The 20,164-nt window shown below is 63.6% G+C and carries 17 protein-coding genes; 5 read left to right on the forward strand and 12 right to left on the reverse strand.

The window, feature by feature from the left end; translation table 11 throughout:
- Positions 1-295: 295 nt before the first annotated feature.
- The 9 genes from SB772_RS26855 to SB772_RS26895 form a co-directional block, all read right to left on the reverse strand.
- Positions 296-955 carry a hypothetical protein gene (locus SB772_RS26855; protein ID WP_410836210.1) on the reverse strand — a complete coding sequence of 220 codons (660 nt, stop codon included), beginning with the start codon at positions 953-955 and terminating at the stop codon, positions 296-298.
- Positions 956-1,379: 424 nt separating this feature from the next.
- Positions 1,380-2,201: an N-formylglutamate deformylase gene (gene hutG / locus SB772_RS26860; protein WP_410836211.1), complete on the reverse strand. Its 822-nt coding sequence runs from the start codon at positions 2,199-2,201 to the stop codon at positions 1,380-1,382.
- A gap of 72 nt (positions 2,202-2,273) precedes the next feature.
- Positions 2,274-3,671: a formimidoylglutamate deiminase gene (locus SB772_RS26865; protein WP_410836212.1), complete on the reverse strand. Its 1,398-nt coding sequence runs from the start codon at positions 3,669-3,671 to the stop codon at positions 2,274-2,276.
- Between the two features lie 9 nt (positions 3,672-3,680).
- A complete protein-coding gene (gene hutI, locus SB772_RS26870) occupies positions 3,681-4,904 on the reverse strand; it encodes an imidazolonepropionase (RefSeq protein ID WP_410836213.1) in 1,224 nt (407 codons plus the stop codon).
- 79 nt (positions 4,905-4,983) lie between these two features.
- Positions 4,984-5,613, reverse strand: a complete 630-nt coding sequence (locus tag SB772_RS26875) for a HutD family protein (RefSeq protein ID WP_410836330.1) — start codon at positions 5,611-5,613, stop codon at positions 4,984-4,986.
- Positions 5,614-5,618: 5 nt separating this feature from the next.
- Entirely contained in the window at positions 5,619-7,307 is a 1,689-nt protein-coding gene (hutU, locus tag SB772_RS26880; RefSeq protein WP_410836214.1) for a urocanate hydratase, read from the reverse strand.
- 42 nt (positions 7,308-7,349) lie between these two features.
- Complete coding sequence (gene hutC, locus SB772_RS26885) at positions 7,350-8,045, reverse strand: histidine utilization repressor (protein WP_410836215.1); 696 nt, start codon at positions 8,043-8,045, stop codon at positions 7,350-7,352.
- A 31-nt stretch (positions 8,046-8,076) separates the two neighbouring features.
- The gene (gene hutH, locus SB772_RS26890; RefSeq protein WP_410836216.1) at positions 8,077-9,600 is read right to left on the reverse strand and encodes a histidine ammonia-lyase; all 1,524 of its coding nucleotides are present in this window, start codon (positions 9,598-9,600) and stop codon (positions 8,077-8,079) included.
- A 321-nt stretch (positions 9,601-9,921) separates the two neighbouring features.
- Positions 9,922-10,818 carry a LysR substrate-binding domain-containing protein gene (locus SB772_RS26895; RefSeq protein WP_410836217.1) on the reverse strand — a complete coding sequence of 299 codons (897 nt, stop codon included), beginning with the start codon at positions 10,816-10,818 and terminating at the stop codon, positions 9,922-9,924.
- Between the two features lie 107 nt (positions 10,819-10,925).
- Between SB772_RS26895 and SB772_RS26900 the strand changes: the two genes are divergently transcribed.
- Together SB772_RS26900 and SB772_RS26905 are read left to right on the forward strand one after the other, a co-directional pair.
- Positions 10,926-11,822 carry an NAD-dependent epimerase/dehydratase family protein gene (locus SB772_RS26900; protein ID WP_410836218.1) on the forward strand — a complete coding sequence of 299 codons (897 nt, stop codon included), beginning with the start codon at positions 10,926-10,928 and terminating at the stop codon, positions 11,820-11,822.
- Between the two features lie 137 nt (positions 11,823-11,959).
- The gene (locus SB772_RS26905) at positions 11,960-12,142 is read left to right on the forward strand and encodes a hypothetical protein (protein WP_410836219.1); all 183 of its coding nucleotides are present in this window, start codon (positions 11,960-11,962) and stop codon (positions 12,140-12,142) included.
- 51 nt (positions 12,143-12,193) lie between these two features.
- On the opposite strand, the gene SB772_RS26910 is transcribed toward SB772_RS26905, so the two are convergent.
- Positions 12,194-13,549: an APC family permease gene (locus tag SB772_RS26910; protein WP_410836220.1), complete on the reverse strand. Its 1,356-nt coding sequence runs from the start codon at positions 13,547-13,549 to the stop codon at positions 12,194-12,196.
- Between the two features lie 131 nt (positions 13,550-13,680).
- Positions 13,681-14,505, reverse strand: a complete 825-nt coding sequence (locus tag SB772_RS26915) for a carbon-nitrogen hydrolase family protein (RefSeq protein ID WP_410836331.1) — start codon at positions 14,503-14,505, stop codon at positions 13,681-13,683.
- Between the two features lie 142 nt (positions 14,506-14,647).
- Here SB772_RS26915 and SB772_RS26920 point away from each other — a divergent pair, with 142 nt between their 5' ends.
- Entirely contained in the window at positions 14,648-15,487 is an 840-nt protein-coding gene (locus tag SB772_RS26920; protein ID WP_410836221.1) for a response regulator transcription factor, read from the forward strand.
- 202 nt (positions 15,488-15,689) lie between these two features.
- On the opposite strand, the gene SB772_RS26925 is transcribed toward SB772_RS26920, so the two are convergent.
- Positions 15,690-17,072 carry an NCS2 family permease gene (locus tag SB772_RS26925; RefSeq protein ID WP_410836222.1) on the reverse strand — a complete coding sequence of 461 codons (1,383 nt, stop codon included), beginning with the start codon at positions 17,070-17,072 and terminating at the stop codon, positions 15,690-15,692.
- A gap of 450 nt (positions 17,073-17,522) precedes the next feature.
- On the opposite strand from SB772_RS26925, the gene SB772_RS26930 reads away from it, so the two are divergent.
- Positions 17,523-18,524, forward strand: a complete 1,002-nt coding sequence (locus SB772_RS26930) for a PRC-barrel domain-containing protein (RefSeq protein WP_410836223.1) — start codon at positions 17,523-17,525, stop codon at positions 18,522-18,524.
- Complete coding sequence (locus SB772_RS26935) at positions 18,521-19,777, forward strand: MFS transporter (RefSeq protein WP_410836224.1); 1,257 nt, start codon at positions 18,521-18,523, stop codon at positions 19,775-19,777. The genes SB772_RS26930 and SB772_RS26935 overlap by 4 nt, the downstream gene beginning before the upstream one ends.
- Positions 19,778-20,164 lie beyond the last annotated feature (387 nt).

Consider the following 20,164-nt stretch of genomic DNA (forward strand, 5'->3'; position numbering starts at 1 on the left):
GCGAGAACACCGATTCCAGATGCTCCACTACCTCCTCCAAGCCAGGGCACCCGCTTAAGAATTAGCGGTTTGAGCCGCTTTCTTTTGCCTACTTTTCTTTGCGGCCGGCAAAGAAAAGTAGGTGCCCCCCGCACAGGGGGAACGCTAATAGACCAATAACAAATCAAGGAAAGGCCACCACCGCAGGCACACAGACCAATAACAAATCAAGGAAAGGCCACCACCGCAGGCACACAGACCAACACCAACGCCGTAGGCAAAAAAACCCAACCGCTCGCTATGCGAAACCAAACCCTTATTCTCCAATTTGCCCCAGCAAGGCCTGCAACTTCTCGACATGCCGCAACAACAAATGCCGATGCTTCTCAATCTGCTCCAGCCGGCCGGCAAGATCGGCCTGAATCGGATCGTCCAGGTCGGCGGCAGCCATCACATCCTCCACTTTCGAGCGCATCGCGGCCAATTCCACCGGTGCATGGCTCAAATGCCGCTCAAACCGTCGTACTTCCTGCACCGCCAGATCCCGGACCTTGCGGAAATGCGCCTGGCGCCGATGCGCTTCGGCATCGAGCGTCTCCTCCTCCACGCGTTTGGCCGGCGCAGCCTGGCCGAAAATCGGCTCGGGCGGCCGCAGCACCGTTTTCTTACGCACCGGGTGCGCCGTGCCCCGAAAACGCGCGAGCGGCATTTCGTTGTCGATCGCCTCACGCGCATTGGCCGGTATGTCCTGCTCGGTGTGCGGCGCGTTCATCCAGCCGTTCGGCAAACCCGTGACCGCCTCGATGCCGCGCACGAACTCCTCGCTGAATTCGCGCTGGCCGGACAGCATTAATTTCAGGTAGCTGGCGGAGAAGGTCATCATGCGCGCGAGACGGGTCGCGGCGCCGACTTCGCGGGTCAGCAGCACCAGGTTCGCTCGCCAGACCGGGAGCAGCAATTCGTCGGAATCTTCCATCGCTGGGTCTTCCATCTTTTTTGCCCGATGTGTGGATGATGCGCTCGCACGCGTCATCTTTCTGAAAGGGTAGCCGTTTCACTGCATGGCGTGCAATGGCTGCGAACTCACCCGCAGTTTTCGATTTGCCGAAGCTACACGCTAACGCGTGCGGCCGGCTTCCTTTCCGACCGGTCGAGACACATTGACGGCCGCTGGCGAATACCGCGGCGCTCTATACGTTCTGCGCGAAACCCGCAGCATGCAATCACGGACACATGCTGTTACACCTCTGTCGCGCCACGGCGGAAAAGGCCGAGCCGCGCAAAATGCGGATCAGCCGGACAAATATTGTGGGGGGAGATGATGTAAACACCGACGCGGCGCCGGAGGGCGGCGCCGCTTGAAAGGAGACAGGCGTGTTGCGCCGCAACGGCGCCGAAAGTCAGGCCGAGGCGATCCGGTCCAACGCCGTCGTCACCAATTTTTCCAGCAAGGGCTCGACCTTCGCGGCCAGCGCTTCGTCGTATGCATACGGCATCTGTTCTTCCATATACGTAATCTGCGACAACTCGAGCTGCACCGCGTGCACGCCCTGCGCCGGCTGCCCATACTGGCGCGTGATATAGCCGCCCTTGAAGCGCCCGTTCGCGACCGCCGAATAGCCGCCATGCCGTTCGACCACTGCGGCCAATGCCTCGCCCAGCCCCGCCACCGCGCTCGCCCCATTGGACGTGCCGAAGTTGAAATCCGGCAGACGTCCTTCGAAAAAGCGCGGCACCTGCGAGCGGATCGAATGGGCTTCCCACAGCAGCACCTTGCCGTGCTTCGCCTTCAACGCGACGAGTTCACCCGCCAGTGCGTCGTGATACGGCTTCCAGTACGCATCGCGCCGGCGCGCGACTTCGGCGTCGGTCGGCAGATGGCCTTCGCGGTACAACGGTTCCTTGTCAAAGGTATCGACCGGCAGCAAACCGGTGGTGTCCTGCCCCGGATAGAGATTCGCGCCATCGGGCGGACGGTTCAGGTCGATCACATAACGCGCGTACGAAGGCGACAGGATCGACGCGCCCATGCGCTTCGCGAACGCATACAGACGGTCGAGGTGCCAGTCGCAGTCGTCGGTACGTTGCGCGACGGGCGTCATCGTCGCGGCGATGTCGGCGGGGATTTGCGTGCCCAGATGCGGGATCGAAATCAGCAGCGGCAGACTTCCTCGATGCAACGTGAAAACCGGCGGCGTAGTCGAAGTAGGCGAAGCAGTCATGTCAGTCCGGAATCAATGGGATCGAAGGATCATGCACGTAAGCAACCCACGCAAGCAAGTCCCTTCAGCAACTCACTTCAGCAGGTCCGCGAGCGCCACGCGATAGCGCGCGTAAGCGCCCGCTTCGTCGCGATGCCGGCGGTTGTCGACGACCTTGTCGCCGCCCGCGTAGACGTCGCGAATCGGCGTCTCGCCATGCTCGCAGAATACAACGCCGGAGAGCCACGCGTGCGATGCATGCTCGGCGATGCTCGAATGATCCGCGTCCAGCACCAGCCAGTCGGCGCGCCGGCCGGCCTGCAACGCGCCGACCGTGCGGCCTGTCGCGTGCGCGCCGCCTTCGAGCGCGGCGTCGAACAGACGGTCGGCCACATGCGTGGCTTGCGCCGATGCCAGCACGTTGCGTTGACGGCGCGTGAGGCGCTGGCCGTATTCGAGCAAACGCAACTCGGCGCGCCAATCGACGCCGATATGGCTGTCCGAACCGACGCCGAAGCGCCCTTGCGCGTCGAGATATTCATCCGCCGGAAAAATGCCGTCGCCGAGATTGGCTTCAGTGGTCAGGCACAAACCGGCGACCGCGCCGCTTTTCGCGAGCGCCAGCGTTTCGTTCGCATCGACATGCGTGGCATGCACGAGGCACCAGCGGCTATCGACATCGAAACGATCGAGCAGCCATTGCACCGGCCGCGCGCCTTCGGTTTCCAGGCACGCGTCGACTTCGGCGGTTTGTTCGGCGATGTGAATATGGACCGGCGCGCCTGCATCGATACCGTTAAGCAGCGCACGCAACGAATCCGCCGATACCGCGCGCAACGAATGCGGCGCCACGCCGTAACGCAATGCGGCGTTCTCCGGTCGCGCCGCGCGCAAGGCGCTGAGCAGATCGAGCAGCCTGTCCGGCGTATTGATGAAGCGCTGCTGATCTTCACGCGGCACACGTGAGCCGAATCCGCTGTACTGATACAGCACCGGCAGCATCGTCATACCGATGCCGCTCGCCGACGCGGCATCCACCACACGCTGCGCCAGTTCCGCCTGATTCGCGTAGCGGCTGCCGTCAGGCGTGTGATGCACATAGTGGAATTCGCAGACCGACGTATAGCCCGCCTTCAGCATTTCGATGTAAAGCCACTGCGCGACAGACGCGAGTCCTTCCGGCGTGATCCGCGCCGCGAAGCGATACATCAGGTCGCGCCAGCTCCAGAAATTGTCGGTGGCCCCCGTGCCAGAAGCGGCGCGATATTCAGTGAGGCCGGCCATCGCGCGCTGAAATGCGTGCGAGTGCAGATTCGGCATGCCTGGCAAAACGGGACCCGCCGCCTTTTGCACCCCGGCAGGCGCAGCGGCTGTATCGGCCGTGACCGAGGTCAGCGTGCCCGTTGCATCCCACTCCAGCAGCACATTGCGGCGCCAGCCATCCGGCAGGTACGCATGATCGGCGAATAGCGATTGCTTCGATTGCTTCATCTTCGGACCTTAGCTCAATTCACGCCGCGTATAAACCGTCTCGCCCGAGCGCACGACCCGCGCGCACAACGGACGCCCAATCCAGTAAGCCAACTCCGCCAGCGACTCGACCGACCACACGGCGAAATCTGCGGCACGTCCCGCTTCCAGCGCGCCGTGCGTATCCGCTTTGCCGAGCGCGCGCGCCGCGTGCGCCGTCACGCCTTGCAGCACTTCGGGCACGGTCATGCGGAACAGCGTGGTCGCCATGTTCATCATCAGCAGCAGCGACGTAGTGGGCGACGTGCCGGGGTTGCTGTCGGTGGAAATCGCGATCGGCACCTGATAGCGCCGCAGCAACTCCAACGGCGGCAATTGCGTCTCGCGAATGAAGTAGTACGCGCCGGGCAATAGCACGGCAACCGTGCCCGCTTCCTTCATCGCGGCGACGCCCGCTTCGCCGAGAAATTCGAGGTGATCCGCGGACAGCGCATGGTGGCGCGCCGCCAGTGCCGTGCCGCCGCCATTCGACAACTGCTCGGCATGCATCTTCACTGGCAACCCGTAGCGCTCGGCTGCATTGAACACGCGCTCGCTTTGTTCCACCGAAAAGCCAATGCGCTCACAGAACACATCGACCGCATCCACCAGAGCTTCGTCCGCGAGCGCGGGCAGCATGGTGTTGCAGACTTCGTCGATGTACGCATCGGCGCGGCCGGCAAATTCAGGCGGCAATGCATGCGCGCCGAGAAATGTCGTATACACCGACACCGGATAGCGTTCGCCCAGACGGCGCGCCACGCGCAGCATCTTGCGCTCGCTGGCGAGGTCGAGGCCGTAGCCGGATTTGATTTCGACCGCCGTGACGCCTTCGGCGAGCAGCGGTTCGAGCCGCGCGGCGGATTGGCGGAACAAGCTGTCTTCATCGGCGGCACGCGTGGCGCGTACCGTGGAGACGATGCCGCCGCCCTGCCGCGCGATCTCTTCATAGCTGACGCCGGCCAGGCGCTGCGCGAACTCCTCGGCGCGCTGGCCGCCGTACACCAGATGCGTGTGGCAATCGACGAGACCCGGGCTCACCCATGCGCCGTGCAGATCTTCGCGCGGCCACGCAGCGTATTCAGCGGGTAATTCGGACGCCGCGCCGAGCCACGCGATCTTACCGTCTTCGACGGCAATCGCGGCATCGGGCAGCGTGTGTTGAGGGTCGCCCTGCGGGCAGAGTTTCAGGTGATGCCAGACGGTTTGCTTCATCGCGTGCTCTTTGCAGCTCGTTGCGTGTCTGTAGTGGCTCGCGGCGCGTTTTTTTTCAAAGCGCGGCCGTGAGCCGTCGTCATCGTTGCGCGTAGCGGATCGTGATCGCAAGCAATGCGCCCGCGCCTTTGACCGTGCATGCCAGTGATTGCGGTGTGTCGATGCGTAGCGTGTCGTCCGCGTTCAGTAAAAACGGATGAGCGTCGTTGCCCAACCGAACCTCGACCGAACCGCTTGCGCAGAACAACAACACCACGTCGGCGGCCAGATCGCGTTGCGTATCGCCGCGCCATACTTCGACCTCGCCCGCCGCCGCGCCTCGCCGCACCATCAAGTTGAAATCGCGCGTCGCGCCGTCGGCCAGACGCGCGTCGATTTGCGCTTCGCCTGCAAAACGCGCGATATCCAGCGGCTGGGTCAACGCGTGCGTGTTCGTCACGCCCGCGCTGTCCGTTTCATCGAGCAACATGCCCGCGCCGGACAACAGCGCGAGCGTGCGATCGATGCCGACGAAACGCGAGAACGGCCCGGCCTGCGCCACATCGGCGATGCTCACGCGCCACACGAATGCATCGAGCCCGGCGCCTTCTGGAAACGCCGCCACTTCGCGCGTGACGCCGCCGCCGTTCTTCCACGGCGCCGCCACGAGGTCCGCGCCGCGGATCAGCGTCGCGGTTGCCATGCTGCCGACAAGCGTGCTGTGAAGCATCACGATCAACGGCCCAGCATCGGCAGATTCAGGCCCGCCTCGCGCGCCGTTTCCTGCGCGAGTTCATAGCCCGCATCCGCGTGACGCATCACGCCGGTGGCCGGATCGTTGAACAGCACGCGGCCGAGGCGCTGTTTCGCTGCATCGGTGCCGTCGGCAACGATCACCACACCCGAGTGTTGGCTGAAGCCCATGCCGACGCCGCCGCCATGATGCAGCGAGACCCACGATGCGCCGCCTGCCGTGTTCAGCAGGGCGTTGAGCAACGGCCAGTCGCTGACCGCATCCGAGCCGTCCTTCATCGATTCGGTTTCGCGATTCGGGCTCGCCACCGAACCGGTGTCGAGGTGATCGCGACCGATCACGATCGGCGCCTTCAATTCACCGTTCCTGACCATTTCGTTGAACGCCTGGCCCAGACGATAACGATCCTTCACGCCGACCCAGCAAATCCGCGCCGGCAAGCCCTGGAACGCGATACGTTCGCGCGCCATGTCGAGCCAGTTGTGCAGATGCGGATCGTCGGGGATCAGTTCCTTGACCTTCGCATCGGTCTTGTAGATGTCTTCCGGATCGCCCGACAGCGCGACCCAGCGGAACGGGCCCTTGCCTTCGCAAAACAACGGGCGGATATACGCCGGCACGAAGCCCGGAAAATCGAACGCGTTTTCGACGCCCATTTCCAGCGCCATCTGACGGATGTTGTTGCCGTAATCGAGCGTGGCCGCGCCGCGTTCCTGCAACGTCAGCATCGCCTGCACCTGCTTGGCCATCGACTGCTTGGCGGGCAGCACGATGCTGTCCGGCACCGTCTTCTGACGCTCGCGCCAGTCTTCGACATTCCAGCCTTGCGGCAGATAGCCGTGGATCGGATCGTGCGCGCTCGTCTGGTCGGTCACGCAATCCGGCGTGATGCCGCGCGCCACGCATTCAGCGAACACATCCGCTGCATTGCCGAGCAGGCCGATCGAAACCGGCTTGCCCGCCTTCTTCGCTTCTTCGAGCATCGCGAGCGCTTCGTCGAGCGTCGCCGCTTTCCTGTCGACGTAACGCGTCTTCAGACGGAAGTCGATGCGCGTCTCGTCGCATTCGACGGCGATCATCGAGAAGCCCGCCATCGTCGCCGCGAGCGGCTGCGCGCCGCCCATGCCGCCCAGCCCGCCCGTCAGAATCCAGCGGCCCGACGGGTCGCCGTTGAAATGCTGATTCGCCACCGAGAAGAACGTCTCGTAGGTGCCCTGCACGATGCCCTGGCTGCCGATGTAAATCCAGCTGCCGGCGGTCATCTGGCCGTACATCATCAAACCCTTGCGATCGAGTTCGTGGAAGTGTTCCCACGTCGCCCAATGCGGCACCAGATTCGAATTCGCCAGCAGCACGCGCGGTGCGTCCGCATGAGTGCGGAACACGCCGACCGGCTTACCCGATTGAATCAGCAGCGTCTCGTCTTCGTTCAGGTCCTTCAGCGAAGTCAGGATCTGATCGAAGCAGTCCCAGTTGCGCGCGGCACGGCCGATGCCGCCGTACACGACCAGCGCATGCGGATGCTCGGCGACTTCCGGATCCAGATTGTTCTGGATCATCCGGTACGCGGCTTCCGCGATCCAGGTCTTGCAGGTCTTTTCCGCACCGCGCGGCGCGCGGATCGTGCGGGTTGGGTCCAGACGCGGATCGATATGTTTCGGGTTATTCATGGTGGCCCTCGGAATGTTTGGCGATGTTCGGAAAATGGCGAATCAGAAATGTCCGGTGAAGCGATAACGGCTGCCGGGATGCCAGAGATTGGCGACCGATGCGACCTGGCTTTGCGACCATGTGCGCCGATGCAGCACGAGGCAAGGTTCGAACTCGTCCATGGTCAGCAACTGGCGCGTGTCGGCGTCCGCGGCCAGCGCTTCGATGCGGTATTCGACGCGCTGCAGCGGCGCGACGCGCACCAGATACTGGTTCGGCGTCGTGTTGGAGAAGTCCTGCAGCGCATACTCGGGCGCGACCGCCGGATTGACCCAGCGCTCTTCGAGTTGCACCGGCTCGTCGTTTTCGAAATGCAGCACGCGCGAATGAAACACCGGGCTGCCCGCGCTCACCTGCATTTCCTCGGCAAGCGCTTCGTCGGCGATGCTCGCGCCGATGTGCAGCACGTTCGCCTGATAACGATGACCGCGCGCGACGATTTCGTCGGAAATGCTGCGGATCGCCACCAGCGTCGATTCGTACTTGGGACGGGCCACGAAAGTGCCCGAACCCTGCACACGCGTGAGGACCTGCTCCGAGGTCAACTCGCGCAATGCGCGGTTGACCGTCATGCGCGCGACGTTGAATTCGCGCGCCAGCTCGTTTTCGGACGGCACCTGGTCGCCTTCAGCCCATTCGCCCGCATGGATGCGGGCGAGGATGAAGTCCTTGATGCCCTGATAGGCCGGTGCGTTCATTGGCTTGCTCTGCCTGACTGTCTGCTTCTGCTTACTGTTCGGACGCGAACGAGAACGGGCTGTGTTCGGCGATCGTGCCGGATTGCACGAGGCGCGTGACAGCCGCGATATCCGGCGCGAAGTAGTGATCGAGTTCGTAATGCGCGACATCCTTGCGCACCGTGTCCATTACCTTCTGCAGGCTCGGGCTGGTCTGGTGCGGCGCGCGCAGATCGACGCCTTGCGCGGCGGCGAGCAACTCGATCGACAGAATGTTCGCGGTGTTCTCGGCGATGTCGCCGAGCTTGCGCGCGGCGAAGGTCGCCATCGACACGTGATCTTCCTGGTTCGCCGAAGTGGGCAGCGAATCGACCGATGCCGGATGCGCGAGCGTCTTGTTCTCCGACGCGAGCGCGGCGGCCGTCACGTGAGCGATCATGAAGCCCGAATTCACACCGCCGTCGCGCACGAGGAACGGCGGCAGACCCGACAGCGTCGCGTCGATCAGCAACGCGATGCGGCGTTCGGCCAGCGCGCCGATTTCAGCGGCGGCGAGCGCGAGATTGTCGGCGGCGAACGCGACCGGTTCAGCGTGGAAGTTGCCGCCCGACAGCACTTCGCCGGTGTCCGGGAAAATCAGCGGATTGTCGGAGACGGCGTTCGCTTCGATCAGCAGCACGTCGGCTGCGTGGCGCATCTGGTCCAGACACGCGCCCATGACTTGCGGCTGGCAGCGCAGGCTGTACGGGTCCTGCACCTTGTCGCAATCGGCGTGCGAAACGTTGATCCCGGAACCTTGCAGCAGCGAACGGTAGGCGCTTGCCGCTTCGATCTGACCTTGATGGCCGCGCAATTCGTGGATGCGCGCGTCGAACGGTTTGACCGAACCCGCTGCTGCGTCCACCGACAACGCGCCCGCGACCAGCGCGGTGCGGTACAGGTCTTCGATGGCGAACATGTTGTATAGCGCGAGCGCGGTCGATGCCTGGGTGCCGTTCAGCAGCGCGAGACCTTCTTTCGCCTGCAAGGTGAGCGGCTTCAGGCCGACGAGGGCGAGGCCCGCGGTTGCCGGCATGCGCTCGCCCTTCGCGAACACTTCGCCGACACCGAGCAATGCCGCCGACATATGCGCGAGCGGCGCGAGGTCGCCCGATGCGCCGACCGAACCCTTGACCGGAATCACCGGCAGCACGTCGGCGTTGTACAGCGTAATCAGCGCTTCCATCACTTCGCGACGGATGCCCGAGTGACCACGGCCGAGGCTCGACAGCTTCAGCGCGATCAACAGACGCACGACCGGACGCGACATCGGCTCACCTACGCCGACCGCGTGCGACAGCACCAGATTGCGTTGCAGCAGTTCGAGCTGGTCGTGCGGAATGTGCGTGCTGGCGAGGCGCCCGAAACCCGTGTTGATGCCATACGCCGGCTCGCCCTTCGCGGCGATGTCGGCAACGGCTTTGGCGCAGGCGTCGATAGCGGCATGGCTAGCGGGATCGAGTTGCAGCGCGACGTGTTCGCGTGCGATCCGGCGCAGTTGCGGGAGGGTCAGGTAGCCGGGCTTCAGAGTGATCATGGTTTCGTGTCCTGTCTATACAAGTTCAGGGAAGTCTAGCGTCGCCGCCTTGTATATACAACTTGTTTTTGCAGGTTTCGGCCTAGGGGTTTCCATTAGGGCGGGATGCTTGCGTGGTATGTATTTCGCTTACATGCATCGATGAGTATCGATGACGTCGGGACCTCGCGCAGCGGGGGCACACGGCACGGCGCGCGATCGTCACGGCCGTCAACTTGTCTATACACGTTACCGTTCAAAATATCCGGCGGCAAGCGGACAAAATTGCGCGTTGTGCAACACGAAGCGGACAAGAAGATTTCGCGCGCCTGGCGCGGCCTGCTAAAGCCTCACCCGCGCCGCCATGAAGTCCAGAAAACACTGCACCCGCCCCGCCAGCGACGCGCTCTGGTAATACACCGCGCTCACCGGCTGGCGCTCGTCCACCAGCACGCTGTCGAGAATCGGCAACAGCCGTTCTTCGCGTACGTCGGCGGCGGTCATGAACTCGGCCAGGCACGCAATGCCCCAACCCGACAAGGCCAACTGCCGCAGCGTTTCGCCGCTCGACGCGCTGATCGACGGCTCGATCTTCAGCGACCCGGCCCGGCCCTTTCCGTCCTCCCGCAACGGCCAGCGGTTCAGATGCTCCGGCGCGGTGAAGCCGATCAGCCGATGCGAGCGCAACGCCTCCACCGAGCGCGGTTCGCCATATTCGGCCAGATACGCCGGGCTCGCGACCACCCTCAGCTTGCTGCTGCCCAAGGCTCGCGCATGCAAGGTCGAATCCTGCAATGCGCCGATCCGGATCGCGATATCCACCTTCTGTTCGAGCAGATCGACAATCCGCTCGTTGCTGGTCAGCTCCAGACGGATCTCCGGATACAGCGCCGAAAACGCCTTCATATACGGCGCAATGCAATGGAGCATGAACGGCGACGCCGCGTCCACGCGCAAACGTCCCGACGGACGCTCGCGCCCGCGTGTGACGGACTCCTCAGCCTCTTCCATCGCCTCGATAATGGCCCGGGCGCGCTGCAGGAAGGCTTCGCCCTCTTCGGTCAACTGCAAACGGCGCGTCGTACGCCGCACCAGCGCCGTGTCGAGTTTCTTTTCGAGGCGCGTCAGCGCGCGGCTCACGCCGGACACCGTCTGCTGCAACTTCTCCGCAGCCGCGGTAATCGAGCCGCTGTCGATCACCGTCACAAACACCAATAGCTCGTCTGTCGAAATTTTCATTGTTGATTTCAAATCAAGAGTGATTTGAGACTAACACGCTTTTTGCGAGAATCAAGATGGTCGATACTGCGCTCCTGTCATCGTGTTTCCACTCGCAGGAGAACGTCTTGAAGATTTTCATCACAGGTGCAAGCGGCTTTATCGGCGGGTCCATCGCGGCTCATCTGGTGCGCGCCGGCCATCACGTGCGCGGTTTGATCCGCAGGCCCGAACACGCCGCCGAACTGCAACGCCTCGGCATCGAACCGGTAATCGGCACGCTCGACGACCGCGCACTGCTGATCGGCGAAGCGCGCGCGGCGGACGCCGTCATCAATGCCGCGAGCAGCGACCACGAAGGCGCCGTCAAAGCGCTGATCGAGGGCCTTGCCGGCTCCGGCAAGCCGTTTCTGCATACGAGCGGCTCGAGCATCGTCGGCGATGCGTCGGGCGGCGAAGCGGGCGAAGCGCGCATCTATCACGAAGACGCCCTGCCCGAGCCGACCGCGGATAAAGCGGCACGCGTCGCGATCGATCAGTTGGTACTCAACGCGGCGCAACAGAACGTCCGCTCGGCCGTGCTGTGCAACACGCTGATCTATGGGCACGGGGCGGTGGCCGGCAGCGCCAGCGTGCAGTTGCCGCGACTCGTGCGCCAGGCGCAGAAGAGCGGCGTCGTGCGGCACGTGGGCAGCGGCGGCAACATCTGGTCGAACGTGTATATCGACGACGTCGCCGAGCTCTATCGCCTCGCGTTGGAGAAGACGCCGGCGGGCACGTTCTACTTCGTCGAAAGCGGCGAGGCGTCGTTCCGCGACATGAGCGCCGCGATCGCCCGCGCGCTGAAGCTGGGCGCGCCGCAAGACTGGCCGCTTGAAGAAGCGCGGAAAGAATGGGGGTATGAAATGGCGTCGTACGGACTCGGTTCGAACAGCCGGGTGCGTGGTGAGCGCGCGCGCAAACTGCTGGGCTGGCAACCGAAGCGCACGTCCGTGATCGACTGGATCGAGCACGACATGATGTGACCCAAGGGGGCCTCCCTCCAGGGCGTAATACGTGTAAGCGTCGCCGTTGCGAATCCGTAAGCTCAACTCGATAGAATCGCGCCCAATTAATGGTGCGATTCGACAATCCGGGTCGCGCGTGAGCCCGGATTTGATCGATGACTTTGGCGCTGAACTTCGAATGGCTGACCAACCTGCTGGCGATTCTTTTCGTCGTGGCGTGCCTGTACGATGCGCGCTACGACGAATACGGCACGCTGACACTGGCGGCAGCCGCGATGGGGCTCGCCGTGATGGCGATCGAAGTCTTCCTCAAGCCCGCGTTCGACATGGCGCTGTGAGTATGACGCTGGGCCGTGCAGCGTCATGCGTCCCGGCTTGCAGCGCGCCCGTCAAACCGCGACTTCCGGCGGCGCGCGGCGGAAACCGCGCGTGATCCAGCCGAGATAGCACAGCCCCGCCGCGAACCACACCGCCCCGAGCACCAGCGCGGTCTTCTCCAGGCTCACCAGCAGCCACACATCGGCAATTGCCCCGGCCAACGGAAACAGTAGGCCGCCGATCACGCCCATTGCATTCGCGCCGCCCTTCGCGTTGAAGAACTGGCGGATCACGCACAGATTGACCGCAGTGAACGCGAGGAATGCACCGAAGTTGATGAACGAGGTCGATGTCGCCACATCGAGCTTCAATGCGACCAGACCGATTGCGCCGGCAATCGCGATGTTCAATGCCGGCGTCTTGAACTTCGGATGCACGAAACCGAAGATGCGCCTGGGCAGCACTTCGTCGCGCCCCATCGCGTACAGCAGACGCCCCACGCTTGCCTGCGCCGAGATGCCGGAAGCAAATTGCGCGAGGATCAAGCCCGCCAGAAACACCGTCACGAAGATATCGCCGCCCACTTTGCGCGCGACTTCGAAAGCGGCCGAATCGGGATCCTTGAACACCGCGCCCGGATGCGCGAGTTGCACCGTGTACGCGGCGATCACGAAGATCGCGCCGCCGATCAGCGCGATCAACACGATCGCGCGCGGCATCGTCTTCTCAGGCGCGATGGTTTCTTCGGTCAGCGTCGAGACCGCGTCGAAGCCGAGATACGAATAGGCGGCAATCGCGGCGCCGGCCATCGTCGCCGAGAACGGCACGTGCGGCTTGAAGAACGGCTCGGCCGAAATCAGACCGCCGGGGCCGGCGGCCGCCGTCACATAGTGGCAGCACAGCACGACGAACAAGGCGACGATCGCCAGTTGCACCACCATCAGCACGATGTTGAAGCGGTTCGCGAGCTCGATGCCGAGAATGTTCAGCGCGCTTGTCGACACGATAAACGCGACGATCCAGATCCAGCCCGGAATGTGCGGAAACGCGGCGCTCAGGTACGCGGCACCGATCAGCCAGATCACCATCGGCAGGAAGAAGTAATCGAGCAAGGTAGCCCAGCCGATCATGAAGCCCAGATGCGGATTGAAGGTTTTGCGCGTGTACGTATACGCCGAGCCGGCTACGGGAAACAACCGCGCGAGCTTGCCGTAACTGAGCGCGGTGAACACGATCGCGATCAATGCGATCAGATACGCGAGCGCGGCGGTGTCGTTGCTGGCGCTCGCGAGCACGCCATAGGTGCCGTAGACGATCAGCGGCGCCATATAGGCAAGTCCGAACAGCAATACGGAAGGCAAGCCGAGCGTGCGCTTCAGATGCGCGGCCTGTGTGCTCGTGCGTTCGGCGGTGGATGAAGAGGTCATGCGGTGTCTCCTGAGGCGAATGGGCGAGCGTCGCCGCGGGCGGCGTCGCATGCGCCACCCGGTCGAGCTGTGTCAATCAGACTTGCTGGATGCGCGTGTTGCGCGCGGAGGGTGTTGGTTCGATGCGCGCCTTAACGTGCGCGGATCACACGCACACGTTGTCCACGCTCGCCTTCGACGGTTGCGAGGTCGAGCGCAATGCGCGTGTCGTGCAGATAACGGTAGTGTTCACGCGCGCCTTCGAGACGCGCCGGATCGAGCGTTGCGCACAGCACTTTCTCGCCGGCGCCCGCATCGCACACCACCTCGCCGAACGGATCGATCAAGGCCGATTCGCCGGGGAACGTGAGGTTGTCATCGCCTGAACCGGTGCGATTGACGAGTGCGGCGAACATCTGGTTCTCCATGGCCCGCGCGACAATCGCACGCCGGTGCACCGGTCCGAACGGAGCCATATTGCCGTTGGTCACGATCAGCAGATCCGCGCCGAGCGATGCAACCGCGCGCGCCGTTTCGGGAAACTCGATGTCGTAGCAGATCAGCATACCGACGGTCATGCCCTTGAAGCTGCACACTTCGTAACGGTCGCCCGGTTCGAACACGCCGACGTCCGACGCCCACAGATGCGTCTTGCGATAACGCAGCGCAATCTCGCCGCGCTCGTCGACCAGCACCGTGGTGTTGAAAAAGCGGCTGCCGTCGCGCTCGGCGAGACCTACCGCGACCGCGACACCCGCGTCGCGCGCGGCATGACGCACCCTGGTCAGCGACGGCCCGTCGATCGATTCGGCGATTTCAGCGATGTTGTGCCGCGTCGGAAAACCCGACAATGTCGCCTCGGGAAATACGATCAGCTCCGTGCCGGCCGTGCGTTGTGCGATGGTGCCGAGCACGCGCTGCAGGTTCGCCGCAACGCCGCTGTCCACCAGCGAAATTTGCGCGAGTTCGATTTGAATCAATTTTGTCTCCTGTCCTTGCCGGTCCGCTTCGCGTTAAATGGCGGCTGCTGTCAGCCGCCTGCGATCAGGTTGAACCTATTATTACCAGACATATTATTGTTCGTAATTACCCGGCTGGGTTACCCTCAACGGAGCACGCATGGAACTCGAATGGCGCGATCTGGCTTTTCATCGGGAGATCGGCGCGGTCATCGAAGCACTCGATAGCGCTCAATTCTGGACCCGCCTCACGCGCGCGCTCGAACGCTATGTCGCCTTCGACAACTGGGTGTCGCTGTGCTTCACGCGAGGCGCCTCGCCGCTCGTGTGCGCCGAATCGCCGACGCCCGACGGCACCGTGGACGCGATGTTCCAGGACTATCTGGCCGCGCTTTATCAACTCGATCCGTTCTATATCGCCGCCACCGAAAAGCCCGCGTCGGGCTTCGTCACGCTCGCCGACGTCGCGCCCGACAACTTCTCGATGACCGACTATTACCAGCGCTACTTCAAGAAGAACATTGTCGGCGACGAAGTGCACTTCAACTACATGATCGACGCACGGCATACGCTGGCGTTCTCGTTGGGCGCGACGCAACGCTATGGCGAGCGCGATCTCGCGGTGCTCGCGCTATGTGCGCCGTGGGTGATCGCGCTGATGCGGCAACGCTTGCCGTATGAGGTGTTCGACGCGTCGGCGACGACCCCGGGCGTGACGGTGACGGAAACAGAAACGCTCGCGCGCGTCGATGTGCCCACCTATGCCGCGCGCTTCGAGCAGGTGTCGTCGGCAAGCGGCCGCGCGGCGCTCACCGCCCGCGAGGTGGAAGTGGCGATGCTGACCTTGAGCGGATTTTCGACACGCGCGATTGCGGAAAAACTGACGATCTCGTTCGAGACGGTGCGCGCTCACAAGAAACACATCTATACGAAGCTCAACGTCAATTCGCAATCGGAGCTGTTCGCGCTGTTTTACGAAGCGGGACGCAAAGGCGCATGACGCACGGACAACTGCGCGCGTCGGCGCATTCAACGACGCAGCGAGAGGATTCGAAGGGGAACGGGTAAAAAAGATACGCGGCGCATCGCGGATAAAACTCCGCAACACGCCGCGTCAAGGTGGAGAACAACCGACTAGTCGTTCGAGCAAGGCGCCATGAAGAAACCGCCCCGCTCTCGCGCTACAGCAACATGCGGCACACTCAGATCGCCCAGCCGCCGAGATAGAAGCCGACCAGCACGATAGCGATCACAACGGTGCCGACGTTCAGCTTGCGATACTCGCCGCTCACCACGCGGCCGATCACCAGCGTCGCGAAGCCGAGCATGATGCCCGTCACGATGTTGGCGGTCAGCACGATAAACACCGCACACATCAGGCCCGACATCGCATCGACCATGTCGTCCATATGCAGCTTGCTGACGTTGGAGAGCATCAGCAGACCCACGTACATCAGCGCCGGCGCCGTCGCATACGAAGGCACCAGACCCGCCAGCGGCGAGAAGAACATCACCACGAGGAACAGCAGGCCGACCACCGCCGCGGCCATCCCCGTCTTCGCGCCGGCTGCGACGCCGACCGTCGATTCGATGTACGCCGCTGCCGGCGCGCCGCCGAGCAGGCCCGAGAAAATCGAGCTCAGCGAATCGGCGGTCAACGCGCGGCCACCGTTGATGATGCGGCCGTTTTCGTCGAGCTGGCCGGCTTGTCCGGCGACGGCGCGGATCGTGCCGGTCGCGTCGAACACGGCGGTCATCACCAGGGCCAGCACGCTAGGCAGGACCGCCATCGACAACGCGCCCTTGATGTCCATCGCGCCGATCAGCGAAGCATGGCCCGGCGCACTCAGCGACGGCACGGCGAACACGCCATGGAACGCCACCGCCGGATCGATCAGCAATGCGATCGCGGAGATCGCGACGATCACGATCAGGATCGAACCCGGCACGCGACGGCGCACCAGACCGAAGATCGCGGCCAGACCCGCCACCGACATGATCGCCGGCAACGCCGTGATATTGCCGAGCGACACCGGCAAGCCGGCGCCCGGATTCTTGACGACGAGGCCGACGTCGTTCGCCGCGATCAGCAGCAGGAACAGGCCGATGCCGATGCCCGTGCCGTGCGCGATGCCCGTCGGCAGATTGCGCAGGATCCACGAACGCACGCCAGTCACCGAGATTCCGGTGAAGACGACGCCCATCAGAAACACCGCGCCGAGCGCGACGTTCGGATGCAGGCCTTTGCCGAGCACGAGGCCGAACGCGGTGAACGCGGTCAGCGAGATCGCGCAGCCGATTGCGATCGGCAGACGCGCCCACACGCCCATCAGCAGCGAGCCGAACGCGGTGGTCAGGCACACGGCGACGAACACCGCGCTGGTATCGAAGCCCGCTTTGCCGAACATGCCCGGCACGACGAACACGGAATAGACCATCGCGAGGAAGGTCGTAATACCGGCGACGATTTCCTGACGCTGCGAACTGCCGCGCGAGGAGATTTCGAAGTAGCGGTCGAGAAAGCCCTTTCCGTCGAATGATTCGGCGCCGATTTCGGAAATCGGTTGGGCGTGGGGTTCCATCATGATGAGTGCCTCCTTTATCAGCGTGCTGAAACGGCCAGCGATCTGGCCGCCATCAGGTTCGTCTCGTTGCGTTTATCTATCTAATCTTCTTCTGCTGCCCCGAAATGTAGGGCAACACAAATATGTCTCCCATCGCATGAATGGCATGCTCGACATGTCGCGACGCTTATATCGTTTAAGGGACGGCAAATCATGCGCACGGTCCGCGCGTTTACACCTACGGTTTGTCATCGAGTTGTGAAGCGGTTTTCGCGGGTTTGCAGGGCAAAAAGGGGCGCAAAGGGGCGAAGCGCGGCACGAACCGCACGGACGGCGGACCGCTCGGATGGCCTGTGAAACCGGCCTGCCCGGCGCCGCGGGTTACACTCTGGGCCGTATCCGTCTTAACTGCGTGTCTTGACTGCGGCGCTCCACAGCGCCCGTCCGCACTGGCCCATGGAGTCCTTCTTGATGAGTGGCGGTTTTTCGCGTCCTGCCTGGCGTCTTCTGATTCTTGCTGCGTTCGCGGTGCTCGCGTTATCCGGTTGCAGCAGCCTGCTGTGGGGTCCGCAACAGGCGCCGATTGTCGAAGCCACGGTCATGCCCGTCGAACCCGCGAGCGCGCCGGTGGCCGCCTCCGAGCCGGAACCGGCCGAGACCGAGACGGCCGGGCCCGAGCAGCCGAAAAAGCCGAAGAAGCCGGTCGTCAAACCCCACAAGGTCGAACCTCCACCGCCGGTCGCCGCGCCCGCGCCGCCGCCTCCACCGCCCCCGCCGCTGATCGTGTTGCGCACGATCGAGCGCAACGACGCGCACGGACTGCTCGATGCCCCGGTGCAGAAATCCGACGGCAAAGTGGTCGGCCGCGCGGTCGATATGCTTGCGGACGCGGCCGGCAAGCCACGCGAGATAGTGGTCAACCTGCAGGGTTTCCTCGGCGTCGGCGATCGCAAGGTGAATTTCCCGTGGAGCGCTATGCGCTTCACGCCGACCGCGAAAGCCGCGCCGATCACGCTCACCGCGGCTGCGGTGCCGGCGCCCGCGGTTAAGTCCAACGTCGTGCAATTGCCGTTGCTCGACGCCACCGTCGAGCGTTCGAACGGCGCGAAGGTCGGCCGCGTGATCGACGTGCTGATCGACGCCAACGCGCAGCCGCAGGCGGTCGTACTCGACGTCAACGGGATGGTCAGCACGGAGCGGCGCACGATTGCCGCGAACTGGTCGGCGCTGCGCTTCGTCACCAGAGACAAGGAGCTGCATCCGCTGATCGATCTGAGCGATGCGCAGATCAACGCGACGCCGCTTTACGCCAGCGACAAACCGATCCGCGCGGTGTCGCCTGCGCCGCCGCCCGCGCCTGCGCCAGCCTCGGTGCCTGCTGCCTCGGTGCCTGCTGCCTCGGCCACCGCGGCGCCGGCCACTGCGGCGCCAGCCACTGCCACCGCGGTTTCCAGCGCACGGGTGGCCCGATGAGCGGCCGCACTCTGGTCACCGCGCGAAGCCTGCGCGCGCTCGATTGGCTCAATTTTTTCGTCGCCAATGTGCAGACGGGCTTTGGGCCGTTCATCGCGTCGTACCTTGCGTCGCACAAGTGGACGCAGGGCGAGATCGGCATGGCGCTATCGGTCGGCACCATCAGTGCGATGGTCAGCCAGGTGCCGGGCGGCGCCGCGGTCGACGCGTTGCGCAACAAGAAAGGCGCCGCTGCCTGGGCGATTTTCGCGATCATCTTCAGCGCGGTGCTGCTGGCCGCGAGCCCGACGGTGCTGCCGGTGATCGCCGCCGAGGTATTCCACGGCTTTGCCAGTTGCATGCTGACACCGGCGCTCGCGGCGATCTCGTTCGCGCTGGTCGGCCGCGCGAATCTTGGCGACCGGCTCGGGCGCAATGCGCGCTGGGCGTCGATCGGCAGCGCGGTCGCGGCCGGGATGATGGGCGTATTCGGTGAGTACTATTCGCCGCGCGCGGTGTTCTGGCTGACTGCAGCGCTTGCCGTGCCTGCCATCGTCGCGTTGACGATGATCCAGCGCACCGACACTATCGAGTTGCCGAACGCCGCGCCGACCCCGGCACAGATCGAACGGCGCGAGAGCATCCGCGAGTTGCTGCGCGACAAGCGGATGCTGCTGTTCGCGGCGTGCATTGTGTTGTTCCACTTGTCGAATGCGGCGATGTTGAATCTTGCCGCCGGCGAAGTGACCGCCGGCATGGGGGATAACGTTCAACTCGTGATTGCGGCTTGCATTATCGTGCCGCAGGCGATTGTGGCGATGATGTCTCCTTGGGTCGGGCGTTCTGCCGAACGATGGGGACGCCGGCCGATTCTGTTGCTGGGGTTTTCCGCGCTGCCGATACGGGCGTTGTTGTTTGCCGGGATCAGCAGCCCGTATTTGCTCGTGCCGGTGCAGATGCTCGATGGGTTGAGCGCCGCGGTGTTCGGCGTGATGCTGCCGTTGATTGCCGCCGATGTGGCCGGCGGGAAGGGGCGGTATAACCTCTGCATTGGATTGTTTGGGTTGGCTGCCGGGATTGGGGCCACCTTGAGCACGACGGCTGCCGGGTTTATTGCCGATCATTTTGGCAACGCTGTGAGCTTTTTTGCCTTGGCGGCGGCTGGGGCGATGGCCGTGCTGCTGGTGTGGGCAGCGATGCCGGAGACGCGCGATGCGGCGGCCGATGGGGATCAGGCCGCGGTGCCTGATGGGGGGAAGCCGGTGAAGGGTTAAGGTTTTTGCCTTTGGCGGCGGCATTGGGTATTTGCCTACGGCGTTGGTCTTTGCCTGGTTTTTTTGCCTGCGCGGCGCTATTGGTTGCTGCGCCTGCGGCGGTGCCTTTCCTCTGTGTGCCTACGGCGTTGGCCTTTCCTTGATTTGATATTGGTCTATTAGCTTCGCCCCTGTGCGGGGCAGGCACTTACTTTCTTTGCCGCCGCAAAGAAAGTAAGCAAAGAAAGCGGCTTCACACCGCTAGCCCTTAAGCAGGTCCCCTGGCTTGGAGAAGATAGTGGTGCATCTGGAATCTGTGCCCTCGCACATTCGCCCCTGGTGACAAAGCCGTCATACTTCCGGCGACGCTGCGCGCGCCGTGGCGGTACTTCTCAAAACCGATGAGGC

Origin of the sequence: Paraburkholderia sp. SIMBA_030, assembly GCF_046535245.1 — a bacterium.
Taxonomy (GTDB): Bacteria; Pseudomonadota; Gammaproteobacteria; order Burkholderiales; family Burkholderiaceae; genus Paraburkholderia.

Coding starts and splice junctions, on each gene's coding strand:
- SB772_RS26875 (WP_410836330.1), bottom strand. CDS start 5,613: ATGCTTCACAGCACGCTTGTCGGCAGCATGGCAACCGCGACGCTGATC.
- hutU (WP_410836214.1), bottom strand. CDS start 7,307: ATGAATAACCCGAAACATATCGATCCGCGTCTGGACCCAACCCGCACG.
- SB772_RS26920 (WP_410836221.1), top strand. CDS start 14,648: ATGGAACTCGAATGGCGCGATCTGGCTTTTCATCGGGAGATCGGCGCG.
- SB772_RS26855 (WP_410836210.1), bottom strand. CDS start 955: ATGGAAGATTCCGACGAATTGCTGCTCCCGGTCTGGCGAGCGAACCTG.
- SB772_RS26930 (WP_410836223.1), top strand. CDS start 17,523: ATGAGTGGCGGTTTTTCGCGTCCTGCCTGGCGTCTTCTGATTCTTGCT.
- SB772_RS26925 (WP_410836222.1), bottom strand. CDS start 17,072: ATGATGGAACCCCACGCCCAACCGATTTCCGAAATCGGCGCCGAATCA.
- SB772_RS26905 (WP_410836219.1), top strand. CDS start 11,960: ATGACTTTGGCGCTGAACTTCGAATGGCTGACCAACCTGCTGGCGATT.
- hutC (WP_410836215.1), bottom strand. CDS start 8,045: ATGAACGCACCGGCCTATCAGGGCATCAAGGACTTCATCCTCGCCCGC.
- SB772_RS26910 (WP_410836220.1), bottom strand. CDS start 13,549: ATGACCTCTTCATCCACCGCCGAACGCACGAGCACACAGGCCGCGCAT.
- hutG (WP_410836211.1), bottom strand. CDS start 2,201: ATGACTGCTTCGCCTACTTCGACTACGCCGCCGGTTTTCACGTTGCAT.
- SB772_RS26895 (WP_410836217.1), bottom strand. CDS start 10,818: ATGAAAATTTCGACAGACGAGCTATTGGTGTTTGTGACGGTGATCGAC.
- hutH (WP_410836216.1), bottom strand. CDS start 9,600: ATGATCACTCTGAAGCCCGGCTACCTGACCCTCCCGCAACTGCGCCGG.
- SB772_RS26935 (WP_410836224.1), top strand. CDS start 18,521: ATGAGCGGCCGCACTCTGGTCACCGCGCGAAGCCTGCGCGCGCTCGAT.
- SB772_RS26865 (WP_410836212.1), bottom strand. CDS start 3,671: ATGAAGCAATCGAAGCAATCGCTATTCGCCGATCATGCGTACCTGCCG.
- hutI (WP_410836213.1), bottom strand. CDS start 4,904: ATGAAGCAAACCGTCTGGCATCACCTGAAACTCTGCCCGCAGGGCGAC.